Here is a 23,699-nt window from a genome sequence, read left to right as displayed (position 1 = left end):
ATGAACGCCCAGGAGATTATAGCGCTCGCAGTGTTCCTCGGGGTTTACGCCTTCATCATAACTGAGAGGATTCACAGAACGGTCGCCGCGATGGTCGGCGCGAGCGTCGTACTGCTCGTCGGCATAGTGCCCTGGGAGAAGGTCCCAGAGTACCTCGACCTCGGGACGATTCTCCTTTTGGCCGGAATGATGGTCGTCGTGAACGTCTCCCGCGAGAGTGGGCTCTTCGAGTACATTGCCATAAAGACTGCAAAGTTCTCAAAGGGCGACCCCATGAAGGTCCTCCTGCTGTTCTCGGTCGTTACCGCGGTTGTGAGTGCTTTCCTTGACAACGTCACCACTGTTCTACTGCTCACTCCGATGCTCCTCTACATAACCAAGAAGATGAACGTTAACCCAGTTCCTTTCCTGCTCGCGGAGATATTCGCGTCCAACATAGGTGGAACCGCGACGCTAATCGGTGACCCCCCGAACATCATGATTGGCTCCGCCGCGAAGCTCAGCTTCAACGAGTTCCTCACCAACATGGGGCCGATAGCGGTCGTTGACCTGTTCGTGACGGTAGCCATAGTTTACCTCGCATACAGGAATACGATTAAGGTCAGCCCGTCGAAGAGGGCCGAGATTGAGAGGCTGATAATGGGAATGGACGAGCGCGATGCAATACGTGACCGGGAGCTCTTCAGGAAGTCGGTGATAATAATCCTTGGTATCGTCTTGGGATTCTTCCTTCACGACACTATGGGCGTTGAGCCGGCGGTCATAGCGCTCCTCGGCGCTTCTGCGATGCTTCTCTGGAGCGGTTTCTCGCCGGAGGAGGCCCTCGAGAAGGTCGAGTGGGCGACGCTCTTCTTCTTTGGAGGGCTCTTCTTAATCGTTGGAGCCCTCGTCGAAACGGGGATTATCGACGCGCTCGCCGACAGGATTATAGGACTCATTCACAGCGAGGCACAGGCCATATTCGTAATCTCATGGTTCTCGGCGATATCGAGTGCAATCGTTGACAACATTCCCCTCACGGCTACGATGATTCCGCTGATAAAGGCGATGGGTTCGAGCATGAACACATATCCTCTCTGGTGGGCACTCTCCCTCGGCGCCTGTCTCGGAGGAAACGGTACCGCTATCGGTGCGAGTGCCAACGTTGTCGTCATTGGAATAGCTCACAGAGAGGGAATTAGAATAACCTTCGGCGAGTTCCTGAAGGTCGGCGCCGTGATAATGTTCTCGACAGTTTTGGTGGGGAGTTTAATGCTCTGGATTAGGTACGGACTGTGAGGTGGTGGTATGAAGATACTTGTCCTTGTTGATGGTTCGAAGTGGAGCCAGAAGGCGGCCCTGCATGCCTTTGCCGTTGCGAAGAGCAAGGGGGCCAAGGTAGTCCTGTTCTCGGTTCTCGACAGGAGGGAAGCCCGGGCGATAGCGTTCCATGCCAGCGTCAGGAGCGGAAGCCTTGAGGAAATCAAGCGCTTCGAGGAAACCTTGTGGGAGGAGAACAAGAGGAGCATAAAGGACCTGCTGACGACCCTCCTTGAGCTCGGCCAGCGCGAGGGCGTCAACTGCGCCTTCAAAATCGTCGAGGGGCCGGCCAAGGACAGAATCCTTGAGGAAGCGAACTCGGGCTACTCCCTCGTCGTCATGGGCGCCTACGGAAAGAGCGGAAAGACAAGGATAGGCTCCCTCCTCGAGGAGGTCGTCGGCCACATTGAACCGCCCGTGATGATTGTGAGGTAGCTTTAAAACCCCCATTCCAATTCCGGCCGGGTGGTGGTATGGAGTTCCTGTACACCTACGAGACCCTCAAGCTCGAGTTTCCCCTCACGGAGCCTGAGAAGGCAAGATACGTTATACTCGGAGTCCCCTTCGATGGCACGACGAGCTACAAGGCCGGAGCGCGCTTCGGGCCGACGCTGATACGGCAGGCGACGCTGAACCTTGAGAGCTACGTACTGGACTACGACCTCGACATAGCCGAACTCCAGATAGCGGACATAGGCGATATAGCGGTCGTCGCCGGCGACCCAAGGAGAACCGCCGACAGGGTCAGGGAGACGATTGAAGAGCTCAAACGTGCCAACCCCAGCGAGATACCGATACTCCTTGGCGGTGAGCACTCCCAGACGCTCGGAGCGGTTGAGGCTTTAAGACCCAAAAGCTACGTCGTCTTCGACGCCCACCTCGACCTCAGGGACAGCTACGAGGACAACCCCTACAACCACGCCTGCGTCGCCCGGAGAATAGCGGAGCTGGGCGTTAGGGAGGCCATGTTTGGAATCAGGAGCGGGACGAGGGAGGAAGTTGAGTTCGCAGGAAAGAACGGAATTCGCTGGGTTCACGCAAGGGACTACGACTTCGATTCTTTTGTCGAACTCGTTAGGCCCCTTCCGGAACCGGTTTACCTCTCGGTGGACATAGACGTCTTCGACTTGTCTCTAGTCCCGACGACGGGAACGCCCGAGGCCGGCGGTCTGGGCTTCTGGGAAGTGATAGAGGCAATAGAGTGGCTGGTGGAAAACAAGAGAATAGCGGGCTTTGACATTATGGAGGTAGCCGGCGAAACCCTTGGCAATCCAACGGCCTTGACAGCCGCAAAGTTGCTCTTCTACTTCATCGGGGCAATGGAAAAAATGGGGAAGTCATGAGGCCCTTGCCCTCTTCTTCTCGTGGTACTTTCTCATCCTGTCCTCTACCGTTTCTGGCTGGAGGAGCCGGCTCTTGAGGAAGGGCACCCACAGGGTCTCGGTTATGACCGAAGCCAGAACCGTGATAACCGTTACCGCGAGGATTACCTCTCCCCAGTAGACGGTCAATGTACTGCTGTGGTATTTCATTGCCAAGCTGAGCGGCAGGGCCGCGAGTGCCGATGGAACGACACCCCTCGGGCCCTCGAGGGCTATGAAGATGTACTCCTTCTTGCCCCACCACTTGAGGATTGGCAGCGCCGCTATCGGCCTGGCGACGAGCATTATGAAGTACGCCACGAGAATTCCGCCCCAGAGGTTGTTCAGCAGGGGCTTGAGATTTAGGCTCGCCCCGAGGAGGACGAATATGAATATCGTCGCTATGGCGGCTATGCTCTCGTTGAAATGAACTTCCTTTTCGATGGCCTTCATGACCTTGTTGAGCACCTGGGGCTTCTCCTTCTTGCTGAAAACCTTGTAGTTACCGAGGATTATTCCGGTGGTGGTCGCCACGAGGTAACCCGAAGCTTGGAGCTTTTCGCCAATCATAAAGCCTCCAAAGGCCAGGAAGAGGGAGAAAATCTCAATCTCTGGGAACTCGAATATCTTGGTTTTCTTGATGAACCAGTAACCGAAGGCACCGACGGCTATGCCTACGACTATGGAAACGACGACCTCGTAGAGGAAGTAAACGACCGCCGCGCCGTAGACACCGAGGTGTGAGCTAAAGCTTGCGAAGATGCCGCCACTGGCCTTGGGCACGAGCATGGCAACGGCAACGGCAGTGAGAACTATACCGAGGGGGTCGTTGAAGATTGACTCCGTGACTATCGTCGTTTCGATATCCTGCTGGACGCGGTACTGCCTGAAGAGTGGAATCAACGTGGCAGGGTCGGTTGCGCTTATGATGGCGCCGAAGAGGAACCCGATGAGAAACGGGGCATGAAAGACGACCGAGAAGAACCATGCCGACAGAAGAGCCGTGATGAGGAGCCCGACAGTGTCGAGGGTTGCTATCGTTGGAAAGTTCCTCTTCAACAGCTTCCAACTCAGGTTGTGGCCCTCCGTGAAGAGAATCATTACCAAACCGAAGACACGAACGTAATCAAAAAGCTCGTGGGCAACGTCCCTTGGTACGAGTGCGGATATCGGACCGAGTATCATGCCCGCGATTATGAAGAGCGGGACGTAGGAGATGTTATAGCGCCTGCTTATCAGCATGGCAATTATCCCTGAACCCAGCACCGCCACAAGGACCCTCGCAACCATGTCTGTTGTCATGTTACCGCCTCCTTTTTTCTTCGTTTCACGTCTTGTAGGATAGAATTTAAAACTTTCCCCAGGCATTTTTAAGAGTTAGGCATCTCTAACGATAGAGTTTCGAAAAAAAAGGCCGGAACTGGGCGTTTATCCATAGAAAGTTGAACCACTCACCAGAGGTATATCCCCTCGATGGCGTGATAATAGGCTTTGTAGATGTCTCTTTTCGTGACGACACCGAGAAGCCTTCCGGAATCATCCACAACGGGAATGAGGTTCTGGTCGTTCATGAGAATCTTTTCCAACGCGTCCTGTGCCGTCTCCCTCGGCGTTACAACTGCAAAGTTCCTTCTCATGAACCTCTCAACGGGGAGCTTCTTGATGGCGGTTGACTTGCCGAGTATGTCGGGAACACCGATTATGCCAACAACTCGTCCCTCGTCATCCACAACGGGGAGGAAATCGTGACCCGTGGAGGCTATTATGCGCTCAACCTCCATTAGGGGTCTCCTTTCGTGAATCCTGACGACTTTCGTGCTCATTATCTCGTGAACGGCTATTGTCTCCAGGATTAATGGTCTTCCCGTCTTGACTTTGATGCCCTTCCGTTCGAGTTTAATTGTGTACACGGAGGACCCCTTAAAGAATGCCCTCGCCGTCAGGAACGCAACGACTGAGGTCAATGCAACCGCCGGCGAGTAGGCGTAGGTTCCGGACATCTCGGTTATCATAATTATTTGAGTCAGCGGGGCCTGAGTTGCCGCCGCAAAGAAACCGGCCATTCCTGCTAAAGCGTAGGCCTCGACGTTTGCTGGAGCGAAGTGTGAGACGAGGGTTCCAAAAGCCGAACCGAGCATGGTTCCAATGAAGAGACTCGGGGCAAAGATTCCGCCGGAGAAGCCGGAGCTTATCGCCAAAAGCGTCGCCGTCATCTTTGCCAGCGCGAGAACAATTAGCATATCAAATGCAAACTTTCCAAGGAGTGCATCCTTTATTCCCCCAAAGCCGATTCCAAAGATACCATCGTGGGGCAGGAGCATTCCGATTAGGCCGATTCCCAGGGCGCCGATGATGAGACGGAGCTCGAAGGGGTACTTTTCGGAGAACCTATCAAAGACGTCGGTGGCCCTGTAGAGAGCCTTCGTGTAAGCGTAGCCAATGAGACCAAGAACGACACCAAGGAGGAAGTAGAAAGGAATCCCCGCGAGGACGCTTATGTTGGGATTCAGAACCGGAAAGCGCGCCGGATTGTGGAGAACCACGAGGGTTATGGCGTTGCCGATTATGGCGGATACGAATATCGGGACGAGGTTTATCGTTATCGCACCCATGTAGATGACCTCAAGGGCGAACATTGCCCCGGCCAGGGGCGTGTTGAAGGTACCTGCGATTCCAGCGGCCAGGCCACAAGTCGTTATGAGCTTTCTCGCCTGCGGTTTGGGCAGCTTCTCGGCCAGCGCCGAATCGAGCGCGGCACCTATGAACGCGGCAGGACCTTCACGACCGAGCGGACCTCCAGCCCCAATAGAAATTGCAGTCGCGAGCGTTTTCAGAAATGCCAGCTTCGCACCGATTTTACCGCTCTTGAAGATTATGCCCTCGATGACCTCGGGGACGCCGTTTCCCCTCAACTCGGGGTATTTCTTCACCATCGGGGCTATCAAGAGCGCGCCGAATACAGGGAGAAGGATGTAACCAAGGTTGGCCCCGTGGAACTCGTAGGAAATCCTCGGGAGCACGGAGGTGAAAAAGAGGGAGTGGATGACCTCAATCAGCACTCGAAACACGAGCGCACCCAATCCCCCAACTAAGCCCGCCAGCGCGGAGATTCCGAGGAGGATTGACCACTTCCTGACGTACTTCTGAAGGTCCCACTCCCCGTTCATAGCCCTCAACCGAAGAAGGCTCCCATCATGTCCATCTGCTCGTCGCTCATGGACTTCACTTTGAACTCGGGCATCTCGGCCTTGAGCTTTTCGTACTCCTCTCTGGTTATCTCCTTAGCCTCCCCGTCCTCGACGAGGTAGAAGATGCCGTAGTCCGGGTCGTGGTAGGCCACGAGGAACTTCTCGACCTCGATGTCGTCGAAGTTCACGAAGATGACGTTTCCGCCGGTGTATGGCTTCTTGCACTTGAAGGGGAAGCTGGAGGAGTTGAGCATCGCATCGCCGAGTGCCTGGTTGGCCTTCTCGCCGTTTATCTCGGTCCAGAAGGGCCTTCCCTCGAAGTCGCCCTCGACGACGATGAGGAACCTCTGGCCGTCGAGTTCGACTATCGGAGCTCCCTTTTCCTGCAGTATCTTGAAGAGCTCGCCGATGGTTTCGGCGTTTCTCAGAGACGAGACGAATCCCTCAACCTTCATGCCTTTCACCGTTCTCAACTCCAAAATCCGGGTTATAAGGGTTTGGGAGAAGGTTTTTTAGAGGCCCCGAAAACTTTGGGCGGTGGTGAGATGTTAGTAGATGCAGACCTTCACCTTCACTCCCGCTACTCCAAAGCCGTCTCGAAGTCGATGACGATACCGAACCTGGCTCAAAACGCGCGCTTCAAGGGCCTCGGTCTCGTCGGGACTGGGGATATACTCAACCCCCGCTGGGAGGGGGAGCTCCTCAGATACGCCAAGAAAGTCGACGAAGGGACTTACGAGCTCAACGGGGTTCGCTTCCTCCTCACGACAGAGGTCGAGGACAGCAGAAGGGTTCACCACGTCCTGATTTTCCCGAGCATTGAAACGGTTCGCGAGATGAGGGAACTCCTTAGGAAATACTCAAACGACATCGAGACCGAAGGCCGGCCCCACCTGAGCCTCTCCGCGGCTGAAATAGCCAACTTGGCCAACGACCTCGGCGTCCTAATCGGTCCGGCCCACGCCTTCACCCCCTGGACGAGCCTCTACAAGGAGTACGACAGCTTGAAGGAGGCCTACGGAGGGGCCAAAATTCACTTCCTCGAGCTCGGCCTCTCAGCGGACAGCGAGATGGCGGACATGATAAAGGCCCACCACAGGCTCACTTATCTCAGCAACAGCGACGCGCATTCGCCGATGCCCCACCGCCTCGGCAGGGAGTTCAACCGCTTCGAGGTTGAGGAGGTTACCTTCGAGGAAATCCGGAAGGCGATTCTAAGGCGCGGTGGGAGGAGAATCGTCCTAAACGCGGGTTTGGACCCGAGGCTTGGAAAGTACCACCTGACGGCCTGCTCCCGCTGTTACGCTCACTACTCCCTCGGCGAGGCGAAGGCCTTCAAGTGGAAGTGTCCGAAATGTGGCGGGCGGATAAAGAAGGGAGTTCGCGACAGAATCCTCGAGCTGGCCAATACGGAAGAGATGCCGAAGGACAGACCGCCCTACCTGCGCCTCGCTCCCCTCGCCGAGATTATATCGATGGTCATCGGCAAGGGGGTTGAAACCAAAGCCGTCCGGCTGATATGGGAGCGCTTTTTGAGGGACTTCGGGAGCGAGATTAGGGTTCTCGTCGACGTTCCAGTCGGGGAACTCGCCAGGGTTCACGAGGAGGTTGCCAAGGCGATATGGGCCTACCGCAACGGGAAGCTCATCGTTATCCCCGGAGGTGGCGGGAAGTATGGAGAAATCAGACTGCCTGAGGAAATAAGGAACGCTAAGATTGAGGAGCTTGAGAGCGTTGAGGTAGAAATTCCTGAGGAGACCGGGAGGCCGAGGCAGAGGAGCATAACGGACTTTCTGGGGGTGAAACGGTGAGGGAATCCGAAATCATCGAACTCTTCCTCAGGCACCTCAAACGACAGGGAGATTTACCCCTCGGGGACGATGCCGGCGCCTTGAAGCTCGGCGAGAGGTGGCTCGTCGCTACCAACGACATGCTGGTTCGAAAGACGGACGTGCCCGATATAATGACTCCTGAGCAGGTCGGCTTCAAGGCCGTGACGATGAACGTGAGCGACATCGCTGCCATGGGGGCGAAACCGCTCGGCTTCCTCTTCTCGCTTGGTATTCCCCGGGATTTAGGTGAGGACTACCTTGAGGGAATTGCGAGGGGAATCGGTGAGGCCCTCGACTTCTACGGCCTTCCCGTTCTGAGCGCCGACACCAACGAGGCCGACGACCTCATCATAGACGGTATAGCGCTAGGGCTTGCCGAGAGACTGCTCACGCGCTCTGGAGCCAAACCGGGCGAGCTGGTCTGCGTTACAGGTGACCTTGGGAGGAGTTTGGCAGGTTATCTCGTCTGGAGAAAGGGGCTTGATGTGAGCGACGCCGTCAGGAAGGCCCTCTACGAGAAGTTTCTCCAGCCAAGGGCGAGGGTTGAGGAGGGAATGGCCCTCTCGAAGGTGGCCAGCTCTGCCATAGACGTCAGCGACGGCCTCGCGAAGGAGCTTTACCTCCTCGTGGAGATGAGCGGTGTTGGAATCGAGGTTTATCCGGAGAGACTTCCTATCGGGGAGGGCGTTGATGAAGTGGCGGAGCTTTTAGGCCTCGACCCGGTGGAAGTCGCCCTTGCGAGCGGGGAGGAGTTTGAGCTGGTCTTTACGGTTTCGCCGGACCTCGCGGATAGTCTCGACTTTGAGTTTTCGGTCGTTGGTGTTGTTACTCCCAGGAAAGGCGTTTACTCAGTGGTTAATGGGAATAAAAAACCAGTTCCAAGGCTTGGTTGGGAGCATCTGAGTCACCAGAAGGTTTATAACCGCTGACATGGAAGGACTTCCGTATGTTCAGTAGTATTAAAATGGAAGTGTTGACTGGAATCCAGCAGGCAAAGTGCGCAAGCCTACACTACTTCCTCCTTGCGATAGCCACCTACTACGTAAGCGTCTTCCTGTTCGCCGTCAGATGGAAGTACGTGCTTAGGGGTACCGGTGTTGACGTCCCAATCAGCGAGCTCTTCAAGGCGAACCTTGCCGGGCTATTTATGAACAACATAACGCCGATGAGCAGGGGAGGGGGAGAGCTCCTCAGGATGCTGTGGGTTTCAAAGCTTCGTGGGGTTCCAATGGGCATCTCTGCGGTTACGATAGTCTACGAGAGAATCCTTGAGTCAATTCCCGTCATGGTCATGGTCGCAATAGGCTTTCTGTACTTCGCAACGTCCGAGGCTCTCGTGTTGATTCCTCTCCTCCTTGGCCTGTTAATGATTTGGCTCAAATGGGAGGAGTTCATCGAGTTAACGCTTCGGCTCTTCCGCGTTGAACTCTCCGATGAAGACCGGGGGAGGATACTAACCCTTAGGAGGCGCGGGGAAGTCAATCTCGTCGGAATCACCGCCAGTTCGCTCGTGTGGGCCCTTGACGTTGCGAGGCTCAAACTGCTCACGCTGGCCTTTGGTTTGAAAGTTTCCCTTCCGGTTCTCGTGTTCGTGTCCGTCGTCAACCTTATCCTTGGGATAGCCGCCTTCACCCCCGGTGGGATAGGCATAGTTGAGGGTGGTCTAGTTGGGACCCTCACCTACGTTGGCCTTCCCCCCACACTGGCCGTGTCGGTGGTTGTACTCGAAAGGTTTATTTCCTATGTCTTGGGTAGTCTATCTGGGCTCGTGGTGCTCTTTACCTCCGGGGGAAGGGAAGTATGGAGAGCCTTAAAATCGCGTTAGTGAGTGACTGGTACTACCCAAAGCTCGGCGGCGTTGCGGTTCACATGCATGACCTTGCGCTTCACCTGCGAAAGCTCGGTCATGAGGTTTCGATAGTCACCAACGACCGGGTGACCGGCAGGGAGGAGGAACTCAGGAGAGAAGGTATCGGTTTAATCAAGGTGCCGGGATACACCCTCGGGAGCGTTGGAATCAACATGAGTATCTTCTCCAAAAACGCCTCTCACATGATACCCTACATTGAGGGGCACGACATAGTGCACGGTCAGCACGCCTTCACACCGCTGGCACTCAAAGCCGTTTCCGCCGGCCGAAAATCTGGAAAGGCAACCCTCCTGACGACCCACAGCATAAACTATGAGAACTCGTCGGCTATCAAGGCTCTGGCGAGGATGACGTTCCCGTACTTCAAGTACTACCTTGGAAACCCGCACAGGATAATAGCCGTCAGCAGGGCCTCAAAGGAGTTTATAAGGCGCTTCACGAGGGTTCCCATAGAGGTCATCCAGAACGGTGTTAACGTGGACTTCTTCGACATACCCCTTTCAAAGGAGGAGGCCAAGGAAAAGCTGGGGCTCGGTGAACGGGTGATTCTCTACGTTGGCCGGCTGGAACCAAGGAAGGGCGTGAGCACGCTCATCAACGCGATGAAGCACGTGGACGGAACCCTTCTCGTGGCCGGTCAGGGGAGTATGCTCCCAATTCTTAGGGAGAGGGCCAAGCTTCTCGGCGTTGGGGAGCGGGTCAGGTTTCTCGGCATGGTGGAGTACCCGAAGCTCCCCCTCCTATACCGGGCTAGTGACGTCTTCGTCCTCCCGAGCCTGAGCGAGGCCTTCGGGATAGTTCTCCTTGAGGCAATGGCCAGCGGTACGCCGGTTATTGGGACGAGTGTTGGGGGGATTCCCGAGATAATAGACGGATGCGGTCTGCTCGTCCCCCCAGGGAACTCCGAGCGGCTGGCCGAGGCCATAAACCTCGTCCTCGGCAATCAGAACGTGGAGAAGCGCCTCGGCCGTCTCGGGAAGAGGAGGGTCGAGAGGGTCTACGACTGGAACGTCGTTGTGAAAAGAATAGTGGCGCTCTACCGTGAGGTCCTCGACGAGGTGGCCGAGGATGGCTAAGATAGTAATGCTGACCTTCGACGTTGAACACGACTGCCCGCCGTTCGCAGAGACAAGGAGGGGCATGGAAGAGGGCCTCCCTCGCGTTATGGGCCTCCTCGAGGAGTTTGGAATCAAAGGAACTTTTCTCTTCACCGGCAGAATCGCGGAGGAATTTCCGGAGCTGGCGGAGCGCGCTGGAAAAAAGCATGAACTCGGCTGTCACGGTTTTGAGCACGAACGCTTTGACAGGCTCTCCTTTAAGGAGGCGAAGCGCAGGCTTGAAGATGCTAAAGAGATTCTCTCCCGCTTTTCCGAGCCAGTTTCTTTCCGCGCCCCCAACTTCCAGTTTCCAGATAGCTACTACCGCATCCTGGCCGAGCTCGGCTTTAGGGTTGACTCGACCAAGGCCCGCCACAAGGGCTGGCGCAAAGGGGTTACCGAAATCAACGGCGTCCTCGAAGTTCCCGCCACGACGACCTCTATAGTCACGCGCCTCCCGTGGAGGATACAGGAGAGGTTTCACCGGAAGTTTGAGAGTCCGGTCATTTACATCTTCCACCCCTGGGAGTTCGTGAGGATGTCCAAGCGCTTGAGGCCCGACTGCTGGTTCGGGACCGGGGAAGGTGCCCTTGAAAAGCTCAGGAAGCTGATTGAGTTCCACCTCGATAACGGTGCGAGGTTTCTAACGCTCCGAGAGTTCTACGAGGAATACCAAAAGCTTAAACGTGAGTGAACGGACTTCTTCTGGGTGAGAACCATGAAGGAGGCCCTTTACTGGGAGCCCTTGGAGGGGGATAAGGTTCGCTGTAAGCTCTGTCCCCTCAACTGCATCATAAACGAGGGCAAGCGGGGTTCCTGTAAGATTAGGAAGAACATCGGCGGAAAACTTTACACGCTCAACTACGGCAAGGTCTCGGCAATCGGAGCCGACCCGGTGGAGAAGAAACCGCTCTTCCACTTCTGGCCCGGCTCGTGCGCGCTCTCGATAAGCTCCGTCGGCTGTAACATGCATTGCAAGCACTGCCAGAACTGGGAGATAAGCCAGGCCGACGAGAGCTTCCCCTACCTCCACGACATGACGCCTGAGATGGTCGTTTCCATAGCGAAGCGCTACGGCTGTGAGAGCATAGCTTACACCTACAACGAGCCCGTAATCTGGTACGAGTTCGTCCTCGACACTGCTAAACTTGCAAAGGAGGAAGGAATTTACAACCTCCTCATCACCAACGGCTACATCAACGAGGAGCCGTTTAGAGAGCTCGCCCCCTACATCGACGCGATGAACATCGACATCAAAGCCTTCAGCGACGAGTTCTACATGAAGATAGCCGGAGTTCCGAGCGGTGAGCCGAGCAGGAGGACGGCGGTAATAGCGAAGAAGGACTTTGGAATCCACGTCGAGCTGACCTACCTCATAATCCCGACGCTCAACGATAGGGAAGAGGAGATACGGGCCTTCGCCCGCTGGGTGGTTGAAAACCTCGACGACGACACGCCGGTGCACTTCTCGCGCTTCTTCCCGCACTACAAGCTCCTCCACCTTCAACCGACACCGCTCGAGACGATAGAGATGGCCTACCGCGTAGCTAAAGAGGAGGGTCTGAAGTTCGTCTACATCGGCAACGTGCCCGGGCACCCTGGAGAGCACACCTACTGCCCGCGTTGCGGAAAGCCTTTAATAGTCCGCTACGGCTTTGAGATTACCGAGTACAAGGTCACCGAGGACGGAAGGTGTAAGTACTGCGGTGAGAGAATCCCGATAGTTGGCACCTACAAGAAAAGGCGCTATCCGGGAATGTGGTGGTGAAAATGGACAAGATTGAGGCGATTTTTTATATCGAAGGCCTTTCCAACGACAAGAAAGCTTTAGAAAGCGCTATGGCCAAGACCGTGGAGATGCTCAAGTCCGAGAAGGAAGCCAGTGTTAAGGATATCCACGTTGAGGACATCTTGGAGGACCCCGAGAGCGAGCTGATGCCGTACTCCGGCATGATAGAGGCGAGGATAGAGGCCCCCTTTGAGGTCATGGTGGATTTGGCCATCCGCTACGCTCCAGCGGCGATAGACGTCGTCACTACATCGAAGATTGAGCTCGATGCGAAAAGGCTTACCGAGATTCTTGGAGGTGTTTCATACCTCATGGGCCAGCTGATTGAGCGTTTTGGTGCCTTGGCCGCTTATCCAAAGCTCGATGAGCTTGAGGAGCCTAGAATCGGCTATTCTCGGGAGGAGATTGAGTCGATGATTCTCGACGAGAGGATGGTCCTCTACCGCTTCGTCGTTGAGACCTTCAGCGAGGACGAGGAAACACTCAAGAGGGACTTCTCAAAGGCCCTTGCGTATGAGGGATGCAGGATTAACAAATTTGTGGCCAGAGAGCAGGGCACCAGCGAAAAGAGCGGGCTTAAGTACTTCCTCGTTGCAACGGAGCTCGTTTCTGACATCGAGACCCTCTTCCAGCTGGTCGCCAAGTACTCGCCGGTTGCGATTGAGGTCGTCGAGCCGGAGGTCGTTGACGTGACCCCACCGGAGGTTCAGGGAATCTTGTCTGACCTCGCCGGCTTTGCCTACGAACTTGTCACGAGGCCCCTAAAGGCGAGGGTCCTTGAGAAGGAGGGCACATCGTTCAAGTTGCAAAGATAATATCGGCAAAAGGCGAATTGGCTGTAGGCATTTAATTAAGCTCCCTTTTATTTTTACGGCGATTGGCGAGCTTCTTTGGGTCTCTGAAAGGGTCTGAAAGCGAAAAGTATATATACCCCTGATGGCCAGAAGGGTATGACAACACTTTAGCGGGGGTTAATCCCCCAACAAATTAAGGAGGTGTTGTGGCATGAAGGTGAAGAAGATCGCGGCACTGGCCGTTGGTGCCGCCATGATTGGTGCCACCATGGGCTTCGCCAGCGCCCAGCCGACCGTCCCGAACATCCCGAAGGACTTCTTCGTTAAGAACGGACAGCCAAACGTTAAAATCGTGGTTGGAAGCCAGGGTGCCGCTCAGGATGTTGCGAGCGCTGCTGACATAGCCGTTGCCATCGGTAGCATACTCTACACCCAGCAGGATGTTAAAGTCACCGACGCGAGCGTTGTCGTTAAGAAGGATGTGTCCTACGACCCGGAGGACATTCCCGTCTTTGACAACACCTACGTTGGTACCACCCGCTCCTACCCTGACAACTACGCTGGTGTTGCCGGCTGGTGGAACGGAGGCTACGTTCCGAGCTACCCGACCTACTCTGACTACTACGATGACATAACCATCTCATTCAGCCCTGACTACAGCGCGACCGACGGTGGAGTTTGGTCCGACGGTGTTCTTGACCAGAGCGAGATTCAGACCTCAACTCCGGTTAAGCTCTACAACGGAACCAGCGTCTACACCGCGTACTACCACAACGACCCGATGGTCTTCGGTCCGAGCGACGCCCTCTACTGGAAGCTTGCCCAGCCGGTTACCTACACCGTCAACGGCCAGACCGTTGCCTCGTTCAGCGAGGGCTACATCCTCGGCTACACCGTCGACATAAAGAGGATTGAGTTCGACCACGACCAGTGGGTCCAGTGGACTTCCAAGTACGGTGTCGTTCCGCCGCAGAGCATCGATCTCGTTATCCCGGAGAACAGCGTTAACGTCACCATCGACTTCCAGCTCTACGCCGACAAGTACTACTATCCCTCCGCTGCTGGAGTTATCCACAGCGGCTACTTCATCGAGAACTATCCATACAACGCCCAGGCGGTCCTTAGGGAAGGTGCTACCGTTGGAGACACCATTGACCTCTTCGGAAAGAAGCTCCAGATAGTTGACATTGGAACCCCGAACTTCCTCGGTGACCAGAACACTTACGACATAGTCTTCGGCAACTACCAGGGCGAGTACTACATCGACAAGGGTGCCTCCAAGCAGTTCGGCAACTACACCGTCAAGGTCCTCGACATTGATATAAACAGCGTCAAGGCCCTCATCCAGGTCACCGGCCCGGAGGGAAGCGTTACCACCACCCTCGACATCGACCCGACCACCCCGACCCCGAACGCCACCGTCCTCTTCGGCGGCAAGATAAGGGTCCAGCTCCTCGACACCTTCATCGGTATCGGTGGAACCACCAGCGCCAAGATTGCGGTCTGGACCAACCTCTTCGGCGTCAACGGTGAGGACGACTCACTCTACCAGGGCTGGACCGTCCACTTCGTCGTTAACAGGACTGCTAAGCTCCTCAAGGAGATATGGCTCACCAACAACGAGGAGCTCAAGGGCTCCGAGATAAACCTCTTCGGCCAGTTCGTCGTCAAGTACGAGGAGCACACCTACACTGACACCGACAGCTATGGAACCAAGCACTACGCCGTTGATGCTTACGTCGCCATTGACCCGGCCAAGCCCGAGTACGAGTACGAGACCTACAAGGTCGGCGACGAGATTGGAGACACTGGCTACTACGTCAGCAACATAACCGCCACCGTCAGCCCGGCCAAGGCCGACGTCTTCAGCAAAGTCACCCAGCCGATAACCGTCCTCGACACCGAGATAATGGCCGAGGGCCTCAACAAGGTTGACAGCAACCTCATCCTCGTTGGCGGCCCGGTCGTCAACAGCGTCACCGCCGCTCTTGCCGACAAGCTCGGCATCCCGGCCAACTACAGCGGCTGGAAGGCCAAGTACGGCACCGGCAAGGAGAGCGGTGTCATCAAGTACATCGCCAAGTGCGGCGCCATCAACGACCACGGCGTCGTCCTTGTCGCCGGTACCGACAGGGAGGGTACCAAGGCCGCTGCCGAGGCCCTCATGGAGTACATCGCCAACCTTGGCTGATGTTTCTTTTCTTCTCCTTTAGTTCTCCTTAATTAACACCGGGAGGTTCTTGGAGTGTCAAAGAAGTTACTTGCAGTATTGCTATTGGTAGTTCTGATAGCCGCTCCACTCGGCTACATCGTCTACGGATACGAAGAGTACAAGAGCGTCATCAACCCCTCGAAGCCCACAACCATCCACACGTACGTCGTTATAAAGTACCCGAACGGAACTTACGTTTCCCTGCCGCTACCCGCGTACAATGAACTCGTCTCACAAGGCTACAGACCCCCCGTGGGCACGGAGAAGTACGTTATAAACGTTACCGGCTATCTTACTGGCTCTCCAGAAGTGGACGTAAACATGACGATGCTCGCCCCGTACGATAGGTTCACAATAGTCATCGGAAGTCCAAGTGTCAAACTCTGTTCGTCGAATCCGAGCGAGTTCATCGGTAGCTGTCCGCTCAGAACCGCGGCGGTTAGTGAAATCAGCGCACTGGTGAGCTCACTCTTCAAAAGGTATTATTACCAGAAGGCCCGTGCCATGGGAATGGACAACGCCAGCGCCAAGCAGTACGCCTACGAACAGACGATGAACAGGTACGATATCAGATACCTCTCGTTCATGACGAAGGTCTCGATAGGTTTGGGAAGAATCGGCAACGAGAAGCACCTCGCCGTCGTCCTGCTTGGACCTGCGGAAGGGGCAACCAAAAACGAGATACTCATCCCAAGGAAGGGTCTCTTAATCCTCGAGGGCAAAACCGACGGTGCCCTTCGCGCTGAGGTGGCCCTCATCGAGTACATCATTAACTTCCAGTGGCCCACTGGAAATCAGACGAAAAAAGCCACGGTAGCGGCTACAGGCTGACTTTTCCCTCGAGGATTTCCCTTTTATCTTCCCCTACAACCGTGAAGAATTCCTCCTCGCTCTTGAATGGTCTCTTTGCGAGGATTCTGGTCGCGGTCTTCTTTCCTATTCCCGGTATAAGCTGCAGAACCTTTGGACTCTCGCGGTTCACGTTTATAGGAAGGGGAACGCCGGTTATGCTCCTGAAGCCGTGGTCAACTATGAGAACGTCGTAGAAGCGGTTGAGGGGGACTTCCTTGGGAATCCCAACTATAAGGGGGTAACTCCCTATCTGCCTTCCGTAGGTCAGGCCGTCCTCGAAGACCTCGGCCCGAACGTCCCTCAGCACAGTTCCGACGGGGACGACCCTTCTGAGCATCGGCAGGTCAATCTCGTGCCTTATCTTGTGCCTGTAGTGCCGAATCAGCCACTTGTGCTTCTCCGTCTTGACCCTGCTCCGCACATGCCACAGGGGCGTTCCCGGGAAGACGACGACCTGTCTTATGTTTATCCTCCTCACCATCAGCCCGTCGTCAAGGAGCCTCTTAAGAAACTGGAAGGTTACCTCGTAGCTCTTCTTCGTCTCACCCGGCAGGCCGAAAATTATGTTTATCCCCGGCAGGAGCCAGGGCATTCCGTTGTAGCCCCTCCTCGCGCCGACCTCGTTGAGAATCTTCACGGCTTCATAGGTCTCCTCTGCCGTCGCGTTCAGATTGTTCAGCTTGGCAACCCTGGGGTCGGCGCTCTCAAGGCCGAAGGCAACAACGTTGCCTGGCGTCCCGTACTTTATGAGCGCCTTCGCAATCCTAACGCTCTCCTCCGGGTAGTTAGCTATAACCGCCGGATTCGCGTTGTCCACGTGGAGCGTTTTAACGTCCGGCGCGACCGCGCGGATTCCGGCGAAGAGCTTTTCAATGGCATCGGGATTGGGAACCGGAACTCGTCCGTTCGGCCTCGCCATGTAGGAGAATATACAGCTCTGCCTTCCAACCCTGAAGTGCCTTACGCCGAGGTTGTAAAGGGCTTCCACCTCAGCCACAACGTCCTCAACAGGCCTGTCCTCAACGGTTTTATAGCGAACTGGCTCGGTGCAGAAGGAACAGCCTCCTATTCCCATCGCCTTCGGACAGCCACGCTGGGTTTCAATCTCCACGATGACGAAGTCGGGGTAATCGGGAAACTGCCTCACGACCTCTGCCCCAATAATCGCATAATCGCGTAATTCGTTATAATCCCTGAACCTGAAGGGGTCGGCGTCCTTTGGGTTGGTCAGGTAGTCGAAGAGGAAAGCCTCAAGGTCGCCGTAGACGATGTGGTCAAACACGCTCTCAGCCAGCTGGAGCTCCCTGCTCGTGATTCTAACGCCTCCCATCGAGGCCGAACCCATGAATGCAGGCCCTCCAAGGATTTTGGTCGCCTTTATGTCCCTTATGAATCGTGCAACTTCCTCCACGCTTCCCGGAACGGCGGAGAGGTATTTCCCAGGTGTGTGCAGACCACCGATGTAGACCACCAAATCGGCCTTCTCCAGAATCTCCTTGGTCTTTGGGAAGTTAGGGGTCTTGTTTCTCGTCTCTATACCTCGCTCACCGAGGAAGGTCGCGCGCAGGTCGTCAATCGTCAGGTAGAATACCTGAGCGTCCTTTTGTACCTTCTTTATCGCGCCGTAGGCGTATCTGGGGTAAATTCCAAGGTAGGGTGGAACTCCAAGACCTGCCGGCTCATCGGTGTAACCGTCTATCAGCACTATCCGCATGTCCCGCCGTACGCGATGGGTTTTAAAAACCAATCGGCCTACAAGTATGGGGATACTCAATGGAAGGGGGAGCCGTTCCCGACTGGGTTGATGAGGTGCTGAAGGAGCTTTCGAGGCTCGGTTCAAAGGAAATTCTCTCGCATATCATCGCGCAGGAGCTCAAGAGGGCCGAGCTCTACTATGAGCTTTACGAGATGAGCGGCGAGGTAACCTGGGACCAGAGGGTGCCGAGGCTTTTCAAGCACCTTTATGAGAACTCCCTTAAACGGGCAGAGGGCTACGTTAATCTCTTCCGCGAGCTTTTTCCGGGGGAATCCCCCGAGCCGCCTAAGATTAACACACCTGGCCCCAAAATTTTAAAAGACCGGCTTTGGAAACTGGTTTACTCCGGCAACGTCGGCGAAATAATAGAATACCTGATTCAGCTTGAAGACCTCTCCGACAGAATTCTGACGAGACTTGAGGGACTTCTTTCAGGAGACGCCAGAGAAGCCCTTTCTCAGGTAAGGGCTCTTGAAAACACGAACCGAGAACTGGTGAGGGAGCTTTACCGCGAGCTCACGGGTGAGGAGCCCCTATAATCCCTTCCCTCTTCAGGTGCTCTTCAATCTCTTTGACTTCAGCCGGGCTGAGCTGAAAGACTCTCTTGCCCGAGTTTGGAACGGAGTTCAGCAGGTTTCTCGCCTCTTTGAGCTTTCTCTTGTCAACTCCGAGCATGTGGGCCGACTTCTTCAGGGCTGAAGCAACGGTGCTTCTCCTGTGCTGGAAAAGGGCCTTGACGAGGTTTTCGTCGAGCTCTATACGCTCATCCCTCGGTTTTGGCTCGATTACGACGACGGCCGAATCAACCTTCGGTCTCGGCCAGAAGGCGCCCTTGCCAATCCTCTCGACGAGCTCGACGCTGGCCTTTGCCTGAACCATCAGCGAAAGGCGCGAGTAGTTCTTATCCCCTGGCCTCGCGACCATTCTCTCGGCGAACTCGAGCTGGTAAATCAAAACCGCCCGCTCAAAGTCGTGCTTTAGGAGCTTGAAGGTCACCAGCGAGGAAATCTGATACGGCAGATTGGAAACCATCTTGTTGAATTCCGGCCACTCGACTTTAACTGCATCCCCCTCGATGAGCTCAACGTTTGGCCAGGCATACTCCTTCCTCAGAACCTCTATTATCCGCCTGTCCTTCTCGATGGCGTACACCTTCCCAGCCCTTTCGGCGAGCTCCTTTGTGAGAACGCCCAGTCCCGGTCCGATTTCGAGAACGACATCGCGTTCGCTCAGCTCTGCCCTCTCGACGTTCCTCTCAATGATATCGGGCACTATCAGAAAGTTCTGGCCGAGGTCGCGGTTGGGTCTGAGGTTGTACTTGTAAATAAGGGAGAAGAGCTCGTCCCTCATCCCCTGAAAATCCTCCTGTGGCCGACGAAGAGCTTGTAGCGGTCCTTGTCCTGGAGCTCATCAACGATTCTCTTGGCTATCATCTTGACCGGGTCGGGGAGGCCCTTAACGCGCTTTCTCAGGTCCTCAAAGCTCTTGAAGGGCTCTCTCTGCCTCTCTTCAATGATTTCCCACATGTGCTTTTTTCCTATGCCTGGCAGGAGCTCGAGGCTGTGGAGCCTGTTGGTTATCGGGGGGGCAACGTTGAAGAACTGAATGAAGCGTTCTTCATTGTTCTTAACGATTTCCTCTACGACGTAGGGGAGTTCCGCTTTGGCAGTGTCGGTCAGGTCGTTGTAGGTTATCTTCTTGTTGATGAGGAGGATTTTATCACGGTTCCCCTTGCCGATGAAAACCCTCTCGTAAAGCATTAGGTCCTCTTTGGGTGTTACCTCAAGAAGCGTGAAGGCCTTCTCGCCGAGCACCTGGGCAACTGGCTTCCCACTTCGTCTGCCGGTCGAGATATCAAGGTACCCTTCGGGAAGGTAGTCGAGCACGTAAGCGTACTCCTCATACTCTTGATTTCGCCTCTTCTTCTCGAGGCTTTCACGGTAAGAGTGTCTCCGGTACCTGTCCATTCTCTCTCCCCCAGAACTTATTTTGGCCCGAAGTTTTTATACTTTCCTCCGCGTTAAGAAAAGGAGAAAATCAATCGAGGGGCCGGTACTCATCGACAAGCTTGACTATCCCCTCGGCCTCCTCAGGTGAGGGCATGTAGTCCTCCTTCGCGAAGATGACCCTGATGTCGAGGTAGTCCTCGGGGAGAATGTCCACTATCTTCGAGGCTATTCTGTCGTCAATCCAGTCAAAGAGCTCCATGAGCTTCTCCTTGAGCTCCTTTGCCTTCTCGGGGCTGAGCTTGGCGAACTTCTCGGCGTGCTCAAGGCTAACCCTTGCCTCGTAGAACATCGGCTCCTCGGGGTTCTCCTCCATGCCCTCCTCTTTCCTGCGCTCGAGGAGCTCCCTGGTCTCGGCTATCGTGAGGTAGCGCTCCCCGAGCTTTTTACGGCCTATCATGCTCATCCCTTCTGTGGCCTGAGGTGAACCGGGTGTATGAAGAAGGTCTTAACCTTGCCCCCATCCCTTATCTGGACGATGTAGGCGTCACCGCGCTTGCCGACGACGGTTCCGGTCCTTCCGTGGAACCTCGGGTCGGGCATGCCCTTGTGGTAGCTCGGCTCTATGACGATGTGAACCCTCTGCCCGACCTCAAACTCCTGTAGGAACCTGGTGAGCGGGGGAAGGCCCCTCCTTCTTGGCTTCTTGCTGAGCTTACCCCTAGTCTTCCTCCTGAAGCTGTGCGCCTTCTTAACCATTTTCACCACCTCTCAACTTTCACGGGCCCCACCGGGCGAACAGAGATTTCCAACACGGGATTTTCAAGGGGGAACGCTTTTCGCTCCGTTTAGACTTAGGACTAACCCCCTGGGAATCACTAAAACCTACAAGGGCTCCTTTATAAATCTTTCACTCGAAAGGTGGAAAAAGGAAAAGTCACTTACGCCTCCTTAGTGCAACGAGAAGCGAAAGTAGAAGAATGATTCCTGGTCCGCAGATGCTCCCTTCAGGGGATTCCTCTGTTGTGAATACCTTGACAGGAACTCCCTGTGTTTTCTCGATGGTTACCGGTTCCTCCACTGTCTTCACACTGAGTTCTCCCTTTGTGGCCACTGGTCTGGGAGTTAGTTCAACGTTCACAGGCATTACGTTGACCCTGAAGCCGTACGTTCCAATGACGGGGCCCTCTGGTTTTGATTGCAGGTTGGAGAGTATTGCAAAGCCCCGGAAGTGTAGCACCGCTCCTGAGGCGGTTGCTTCCCTCCAGAGGGCTATGAAGGAATTCCCGTTTGCGCTCACTCCCTCGGGCTCTCCAAAGTCCCCAATGAGCGTCCTCTCGTTCATGTCCTCTCCTCTCGTGACCGCGACAAAGCTACCAACCACTATTCCCATCGTGTCGGTTTTTATGACCGCGTAGGTGGTGTTAAGGTCATCGTTGCAGGCCAGCCTGAAGGCCTCAACGACAGTTGGCTGAAAAAGGAGGTAGTTCCCTGAAACGGTCAGCGCCGGTGCCGGTTCCGTTGAAGATGCACTCGTGCTCAGGACGGTGACGTTTTCACTTTTTTCAGTGCAGGTTTTCTCGGGAATCAGGGTGTACAGCTTGGCCCAGATGGTGGAGTTCCCGACGATTGCCCCAAGAACCGTCCCGTTTGAGGAACCTCCGAGAAAGTAGACTGTATTCCCCAGCGAGAGCGCCGATTTTATGAAGAACCCCTTGAGCGAACTCGTCACCTTCCACGTTCCAACTGGGTTGCCATCTTTATCGAGCCTCAGGTAGTACCAGTTCCTCTCATCGTGCAGTATCAGGTAGTATCCGTCCCCAACCTTTCCAATCGCCGTGCTGTAAAGTTCCCTGGGGCCGTGAGGTATCCTGTACTCTCCGGCCCAGAGGGGGCTCCCGTTTCCGTCGAGTGCCAGGACGACCGGAACCGTGACCTGCTTGTTCCCCCTGAAGCTGTCAACGTGGGTCGCGATGAGTATCTGGTTTCCCGCCTGAACAGCGTCGTCAACGGTCATTACCCAGCCCGGGCTCACGTTGAGCAGGTAATCCTTGGACCACAGGAGCCTTCCATCTTTCCCGAGTTTAATCACCCAGATGTCTGTGTGATTTCCCTCGTCGCTCTGCCCGATGAGAAGGATTGAGCCGTTGGCGGTTGCCCTGAGAATTCTCGGTGAGGGGTGCAACGGGGCACCCTTTACGCTCTCGCTCCACTTAAGCGAGCCGTTGGGGTGGAAGTCCCCAATCCAGGCCCCCGGAACCACTGGCGTTCCATTGGGGGTCATGTTGAACGGAACAACGACGATAAAGCCTCCTGTCCCATCGTTCCCTACACCCGCTATCACCCCTGGATACGTTGCCATGCCTTCTGGCGGTGCAAGTATAACAGCAGACCCGCTGACGAGGCCAATCGTGAGCAATGCAACAAACACCGCTGGGAGAAGCCTCCATGACATATCTGCCACCAAATCCAACTTTGCAGAGGAAATATAAAAAGATTTCCTGGGAAAACGTTTCTACTCGTCCAGGATGTTCAGCACGTCGAGCCTCTCGCACCAGGCCTTCTTCCCAAGCAAATCGCTAACGCTCGGCCTCGTTCGGCCTTTATCTCCTGAGACCAACTCCTTGATGTAGAGCCCGCCGTCGGTGACGAGACGAAGCTCGAAGTGCTTCTCGTCAATCCACCTCGCCTCGGCCTCGTGAACCTTCCTCACCCTCACCTTGTCGGCCCTCGCCTTCCTGACGCGCCAGGGCGTTCTCTGGTGTATCTCAAGCCCCTTCAGCTTCCTCGCAACTTCCTCGGCTTCCTCCGGCGTTACGCCCTCCTCGACGAGGACGAGCGCGAGGTATTCCTTCCGGTGATTCTTCGTTAGAACCTCCTCGGCATCCTTAGCCGAGACGAAGCGAAGATTAAGAACCTCCACCTTCCCGCTCGCGTTTATCTCCTCCTCTATCTTCCGGAGGTCAACCTTTCTCCTCTTCGGGCTCTTAATTTCAACGATGAAGGGCCTTCCGTTGCCGAGGGTTCTGACATCAACGTCCTCCCTTCCCGCACCTTTGAAGACGCACTTACCTTCGAAGGCCTTCAAAAACGCCCGGCAGATTATCGAGGCTACGCTGTCCTCGAAGTCGGGCAAGGGCGTCTGGGGAATCCCGCGCACGAGCTTTCTATAACGCCCGTAAACGTAAACCGGGTTGATTTGAAGCTCTATTCTACCCGAGAACGGCTCGACTATGAAAACAAGGTCGGGGTTCTTCGAGGTTTCCTTTCCCGTTGCCCTCCCGAAGGCTTTGCCGAGCTCGCGGTTAAATTCTCTGTTTATTGGCTCGGCGGTGTCAATATTGAACTCCTCCCAGATGGCTTTCTCTTTCTCCCTGATTTCCTCCGGAAAGCGGGAACCGACGAGAAACGTCTCGAACTCGATATCCCTGCTCGCTTCTTCCATGACCTCCACGAGCTCGGGAATCCTCTCAAAGACGTTGTAGCAGAGCTCGCACTTCTCGGGCTCAGCTATCGGTTCTAAGCCCCTCGCGGAGCGCTCCATGTTGAGGACGAACCTTATCGCCCTTCCGCGCTCTTCATTCGTCCCTTTCCCGAGCTTGGCGAAGAGCCTGCCGAGGCAGTGGTCGCAGAGTTTGTGCTCCTCAAGAACCTTTTCGGCCTTCTCGACTATCATCGTCCCACCCTAAAGCTTTTTATTCCT

General features: G+C 55.3%; 23 protein-coding genes. 13 read left to right on the top strand and 10 right to left on the bottom strand.

Going from position 1 to position 23,699, the window contains the following annotated elements:
* From ACYQ04_RS06330 to speB, 3 genes are read left to right on the top strand one after another with little or no spacing between them, the layout of a single operon-like run.
* Positions 1-1,278, top strand: a complete 1,278-nt coding sequence (locus tag ACYQ04_RS06330) for an ArsB/NhaD family transporter (RefSeq protein WP_460128171.1) — start codon at positions 1-3, stop codon at positions 1,276-1,278.
* A gap of 9 nt (positions 1,279-1,287) precedes the next feature.
* Positions 1,288-1,734 (top strand): universal stress protein, encoded by a 447-nt coding sequence (locus ACYQ04_RS06325; RefSeq protein WP_460128169.1) that lies wholly within the window; start codon positions 1,288-1,290, stop codon positions 1,732-1,734.
* 38 nt (positions 1,735-1,772) lie between these two features.
* The gene (gene speB / locus ACYQ04_RS06320; protein ID WP_460128166.1) at positions 1,773-2,642 is read left to right on the top strand and encodes an agmatinase; all 870 of its coding nucleotides are present in this window, start codon (positions 1,773-1,775) and stop codon (positions 2,640-2,642) included.
* Here the strand turns inward: speB and ACYQ04_RS06315 are convergent.
* The 3 genes from ACYQ04_RS06315 to ACYQ04_RS06305 all read right to left on the bottom strand — a co-directional run bounded on the left by ACYQ04_RS06315 (position 2,637) and on the right by ACYQ04_RS06305 (position 6,303).
* On the bottom strand, positions 2,637-3,962 hold the full coding sequence (locus tag ACYQ04_RS06315) for a cation:proton antiporter (RefSeq protein ID WP_460128164.1): 1,326 nt from the start codon (positions 3,960-3,962) through the stop codon (positions 2,637-2,639). The genes speB and ACYQ04_RS06315 overlap by 6 nt on opposite strands.
* 149 nt (positions 3,963-4,111) lie before the next feature.
* Positions 4,112-5,827 carry a chloride channel protein gene (locus ACYQ04_RS06310; RefSeq protein WP_460128161.1) on the bottom strand — a complete coding sequence of 572 codons (1,716 nt, stop codon included), beginning with the start codon at positions 5,825-5,827 and terminating at the stop codon, positions 4,112-4,114.
* 5 nt (positions 5,828-5,832) lie between these two features.
* Complete coding sequence (locus ACYQ04_RS06305) at positions 5,833-6,303, bottom strand: hypothetical protein (RefSeq protein WP_460129980.1); 471 nt, start codon at positions 6,301-6,303, stop codon at positions 5,833-5,835.
* A gap of 90 nt (positions 6,304-6,393) precedes the next feature.
* Here ACYQ04_RS06305 and ACYQ04_RS06300 point away from each other — a divergent pair, with 90 nt between their 5' ends.
* The 9 genes from ACYQ04_RS06300 (at position 6,394) to ACYQ04_RS06260 (ending at position 16,273) form a co-directional block, all read left to right on the top strand.
* Positions 6,394-7,659 carry a TIGR00375 family protein gene (locus tag ACYQ04_RS06300; RefSeq protein WP_460128158.1) on the top strand — a complete coding sequence of 422 codons (1,266 nt, stop codon included), beginning with the start codon at positions 6,394-6,396 and terminating at the stop codon, positions 7,657-7,659.
* Positions 7,656-8,609 carry a thiamine-phosphate kinase gene (locus tag ACYQ04_RS06295; protein ID WP_460128156.1) on the top strand — a complete coding sequence of 318 codons (954 nt, stop codon included), beginning with the start codon at positions 7,656-7,658 and terminating at the stop codon, positions 8,607-8,609. The genes ACYQ04_RS06300 and ACYQ04_RS06295 overlap by 4 nt, the downstream gene beginning before the upstream one ends.
* 17 nt (positions 8,610-8,626) lie before the next feature.
* Positions 8,627-9,505 (top strand): lysylphosphatidylglycerol synthase transmembrane domain-containing protein, encoded by an 879-nt coding sequence (locus tag ACYQ04_RS06290; RefSeq protein ID WP_460128155.1) that lies wholly within the window; start codon positions 8,627-8,629, stop codon positions 9,503-9,505.
* On the top strand, positions 9,481-10,626 hold the full coding sequence (locus tag ACYQ04_RS06285; RefSeq protein WP_460128154.1) for a glycosyltransferase family 4 protein: 1,146 nt from the start codon (positions 9,481-9,483) through the stop codon (positions 10,624-10,626). The genes ACYQ04_RS06290 and ACYQ04_RS06285 overlap by 25 nt, the downstream gene beginning before the upstream one ends.
* Complete coding sequence (locus ACYQ04_RS06280) at positions 10,619-11,341, top strand: polysaccharide deacetylase family protein (protein WP_460128153.1); 723 nt, start codon at positions 10,619-10,621, stop codon at positions 11,339-11,341. Before ACYQ04_RS06285 ends, ACYQ04_RS06280 begins: the two co-directional genes overlap by 8 nt.
* 24 nt (positions 11,342-11,365) lie before the next feature.
* Positions 11,366-12,415: an AmmeMemoRadiSam system radical SAM enzyme gene (gene amrS / locus ACYQ04_RS06275; protein ID WP_460129978.1), complete on the top strand. Its 1,050-nt coding sequence runs from the start codon at positions 11,366-11,368 to the stop codon at positions 12,413-12,415.
* Positions 12,416-12,417: 2 nt separating this feature from the next.
* Positions 12,418-13,251 carry a hypothetical protein gene (locus ACYQ04_RS06270; RefSeq protein ID WP_460128152.1) on the top strand — a complete coding sequence of 278 codons (834 nt, stop codon included), beginning with the start codon at positions 12,418-12,420 and terminating at the stop codon, positions 13,249-13,251.
* 190 nt (positions 13,252-13,441) lie between these two features.
* On the top strand, positions 13,442-15,421 hold the full coding sequence (locus ACYQ04_RS06265) for an S-layer protein (RefSeq protein ID WP_460128151.1): 1,980 nt from the start codon (positions 13,442-13,444) through the stop codon (positions 15,419-15,421).
* Between the two features lie 54 nt (positions 15,422-15,475).
* Entirely contained in the window at positions 15,476-16,273 is a 798-nt protein-coding gene (locus ACYQ04_RS06260) for a hypothetical protein (protein WP_460128149.1), read from the top strand.
* Here the strand turns inward: ACYQ04_RS06260 and ACYQ04_RS06255 are convergent.
* Complete coding sequence (locus ACYQ04_RS06255; protein WP_460128148.1) at positions 16,263-18,008, bottom strand: radical SAM protein; 1,746 nt, start codon at positions 18,006-18,008, stop codon at positions 16,263-16,265. The two genes, ACYQ04_RS06260 and ACYQ04_RS06255, sit on opposite strands and share 11 nt — an antisense overlap.
* Positions 18,009-18,067: 59 nt before the next feature.
* Here ACYQ04_RS06255 and ACYQ04_RS06250 point away from each other — a divergent pair, with 59 nt between their 5' ends.
* Positions 18,068-18,589, top strand: a complete 522-nt coding sequence (locus tag ACYQ04_RS06250; RefSeq protein ID WP_460128146.1) for a ferritin family protein — start codon at positions 18,068-18,070, stop codon at positions 18,587-18,589.
* Here the strand turns inward: ACYQ04_RS06250 and rsmA are convergent.
* The 6 genes from rsmA to ACYQ04_RS06220 form a co-directional block, all read right to left on the bottom strand.
* Entirely contained in the window at positions 18,567-19,400 is an 834-nt protein-coding gene (gene rsmA, locus ACYQ04_RS06245; RefSeq protein WP_460128145.1) for a 16S rRNA (adenine(1518)-N(6)/adenine(1519)-N(6))-dimethyltransferase RsmA, read from the bottom strand. The two genes, ACYQ04_RS06250 and rsmA, sit on opposite strands and share 23 nt — an antisense overlap.
* Positions 19,397-20,017, bottom strand: coding sequence for a DUF655 domain-containing protein (locus tag ACYQ04_RS06240; RefSeq protein ID WP_460128143.1), 621 nt, complete (start codon positions 20,015-20,017; stop codon positions 19,397-19,399). Before ACYQ04_RS06240 ends, rsmA begins: the two co-directional genes overlap by 4 nt.
* Before the next feature lie 70 nt (positions 20,018-20,087).
* Positions 20,088-20,456 carry an RNA polymerase Rpb4 family protein gene (locus ACYQ04_RS06235; protein ID WP_460129976.1) on the bottom strand — a complete coding sequence of 123 codons (369 nt, stop codon included), beginning with the start codon at positions 20,454-20,456 and terminating at the stop codon, positions 20,088-20,090.
* A gap of 2 nt (positions 20,457-20,458) precedes the next feature.
* The gene (locus ACYQ04_RS06230) at positions 20,459-20,755 is read right to left on the bottom strand and encodes a 50S ribosomal protein L21e (RefSeq protein ID WP_460128142.1); all 297 of its coding nucleotides are present in this window, start codon (positions 20,753-20,755) and stop codon (positions 20,459-20,461) included.
* Between the two features lie 178 nt (positions 20,756-20,933).
* Positions 20,934-22,451: a CGP-CTERM sorting domain-containing protein gene (locus tag ACYQ04_RS06225; protein ID WP_460129974.1), complete on the bottom strand. Its 1,518-nt coding sequence runs from the start codon at positions 22,449-22,451 to the stop codon at positions 20,934-20,936.
* 60 nt (positions 22,452-22,511) lie between these two features.
* Positions 22,512-23,672, bottom strand: a complete 1,161-nt coding sequence (locus ACYQ04_RS06220) for a tRNA pseudouridine(54/55) synthase Pus10 (RefSeq protein ID WP_460128141.1) — start codon at positions 23,670-23,672, stop codon at positions 22,512-22,514.
* Positions 23,673-23,699 lie beyond the last annotated feature (27 nt).

This window comes from Thermococcus prieurii (assembly GCF_054657655.1).
The sequence above is the reverse complement of the archived record's forward strand: the minus strand, read 5'-3'. Positions and strand labels throughout refer to the sequence as shown.

Bases quoted from the DNA above. Each gene is read 5' to 3' on its own strand.
- ACYQ04_RS06330 (WP_460128171.1), top strand. From the start codon at position 1: ATGAACGCCCAGGAGATTATAGCGCTCGCAGTGTTCCTCGGGGTTTAC.
- ACYQ04_RS06325 (WP_460128169.1), top strand. From the start codon at position 1,288: ATGAAGATACTTGTCCTTGTTGATGGTTCGAAGTGGAGCCAGAAGGCG.
- speB (WP_460128166.1), top strand. From the start codon at position 1,773: ATGGAGTTCCTGTACACCTACGAGACCCTCAAGCTCGAGTTTCCCCTC.
- ACYQ04_RS06315 (WP_460128164.1), bottom strand. From the start codon at position 3,962: ATGACAACAGACATGGTTGCGAGGGTCCTTGTGGCGGTGCTGGGTTCA.
- ACYQ04_RS06310 (WP_460128161.1), bottom strand. From the start codon at position 5,827: ATGAACGGGGAGTGGGACCTTCAGAAGTACGTCAGGAAGTGGTCAATC.
- ACYQ04_RS06305 (WP_460129980.1), bottom strand. From the start codon at position 6,303: ATGAAGGTTGAGGGATTCGTCTCGTCTCTGAGAAACGCCGAAACCATC.
- ACYQ04_RS06300 (WP_460128158.1), top strand. From the start codon at position 6,394: ATGTTAGTAGATGCAGACCTTCACCTTCACTCCCGCTACTCCAAAGCC.
- ACYQ04_RS06290 (WP_460128155.1), top strand. From the start codon at position 8,627: ATGTTCAGTAGTATTAAAATGGAAGTGTTGACTGGAATCCAGCAGGCA.
- ACYQ04_RS06285 (WP_460128154.1), top strand. From the start codon at position 9,481: ATGGAGAGCCTTAAAATCGCGTTAGTGAGTGACTGGTACTACCCAAAG.
- ACYQ04_RS06280 (WP_460128153.1), top strand. From the start codon at position 10,619: ATGGCTAAGATAGTAATGCTGACCTTCGACGTTGAACACGACTGCCCG.
- amrS (WP_460129978.1), top strand. From the start codon at position 11,366: ATGAAGGAGGCCCTTTACTGGGAGCCCTTGGAGGGGGATAAGGTTCGC.
- ACYQ04_RS06270 (WP_460128152.1), top strand. From the start codon at position 12,418: ATGGACAAGATTGAGGCGATTTTTTATATCGAAGGCCTTTCCAACGAC.
- ACYQ04_RS06265 (WP_460128151.1), top strand. From the start codon at position 13,442: ATGAAGGTGAAGAAGATCGCGGCACTGGCCGTTGGTGCCGCCATGATT.
- ACYQ04_RS06255 (WP_460128148.1), bottom strand. From the start codon at position 18,008: ATGCGGATAGTGCTGATAGACGGTTACACCGATGAGCCGGCAGGTCTT.
- ACYQ04_RS06250 (WP_460128146.1), top strand. From the start codon at position 18,068: ATGGAAGGGGGAGCCGTTCCCGACTGGGTTGATGAGGTGCTGAAGGAG.
- rsmA (WP_460128145.1), bottom strand. From the start codon at position 19,400: ATGAGGGACGAGCTCTTCTCCCTTATTTACAAGTACAACCTCAGACCC.
- ACYQ04_RS06240 (WP_460128143.1), bottom strand. From the start codon at position 20,017: ATGGACAGGTACCGGAGACACTCTTACCGTGAAAGCCTCGAGAAGAAG.
- ACYQ04_RS06235 (WP_460129976.1), bottom strand. From the start codon at position 20,456: ATGATAGGCCGTAAAAAGCTCGGGGAGCGCTACCTCACGATAGCCGAG.
- ACYQ04_RS06230 (WP_460128142.1), bottom strand. From the start codon at position 20,755: ATGGTTAAGAAGGCGCACAGCTTCAGGAGGAAGACTAGGGGTAAGCTC.
- ACYQ04_RS06225 (WP_460129974.1), bottom strand. From the start codon at position 22,451: ATGTCATGGAGGCTTCTCCCAGCGGTGTTTGTTGCATTGCTCACGATT.
- ACYQ04_RS06220 (WP_460128141.1), bottom strand. From the start codon at position 23,672: ATGATAGTCGAGAAGGCCGAAAAGGTTCTTGAGGAGCACAAACTCTGC.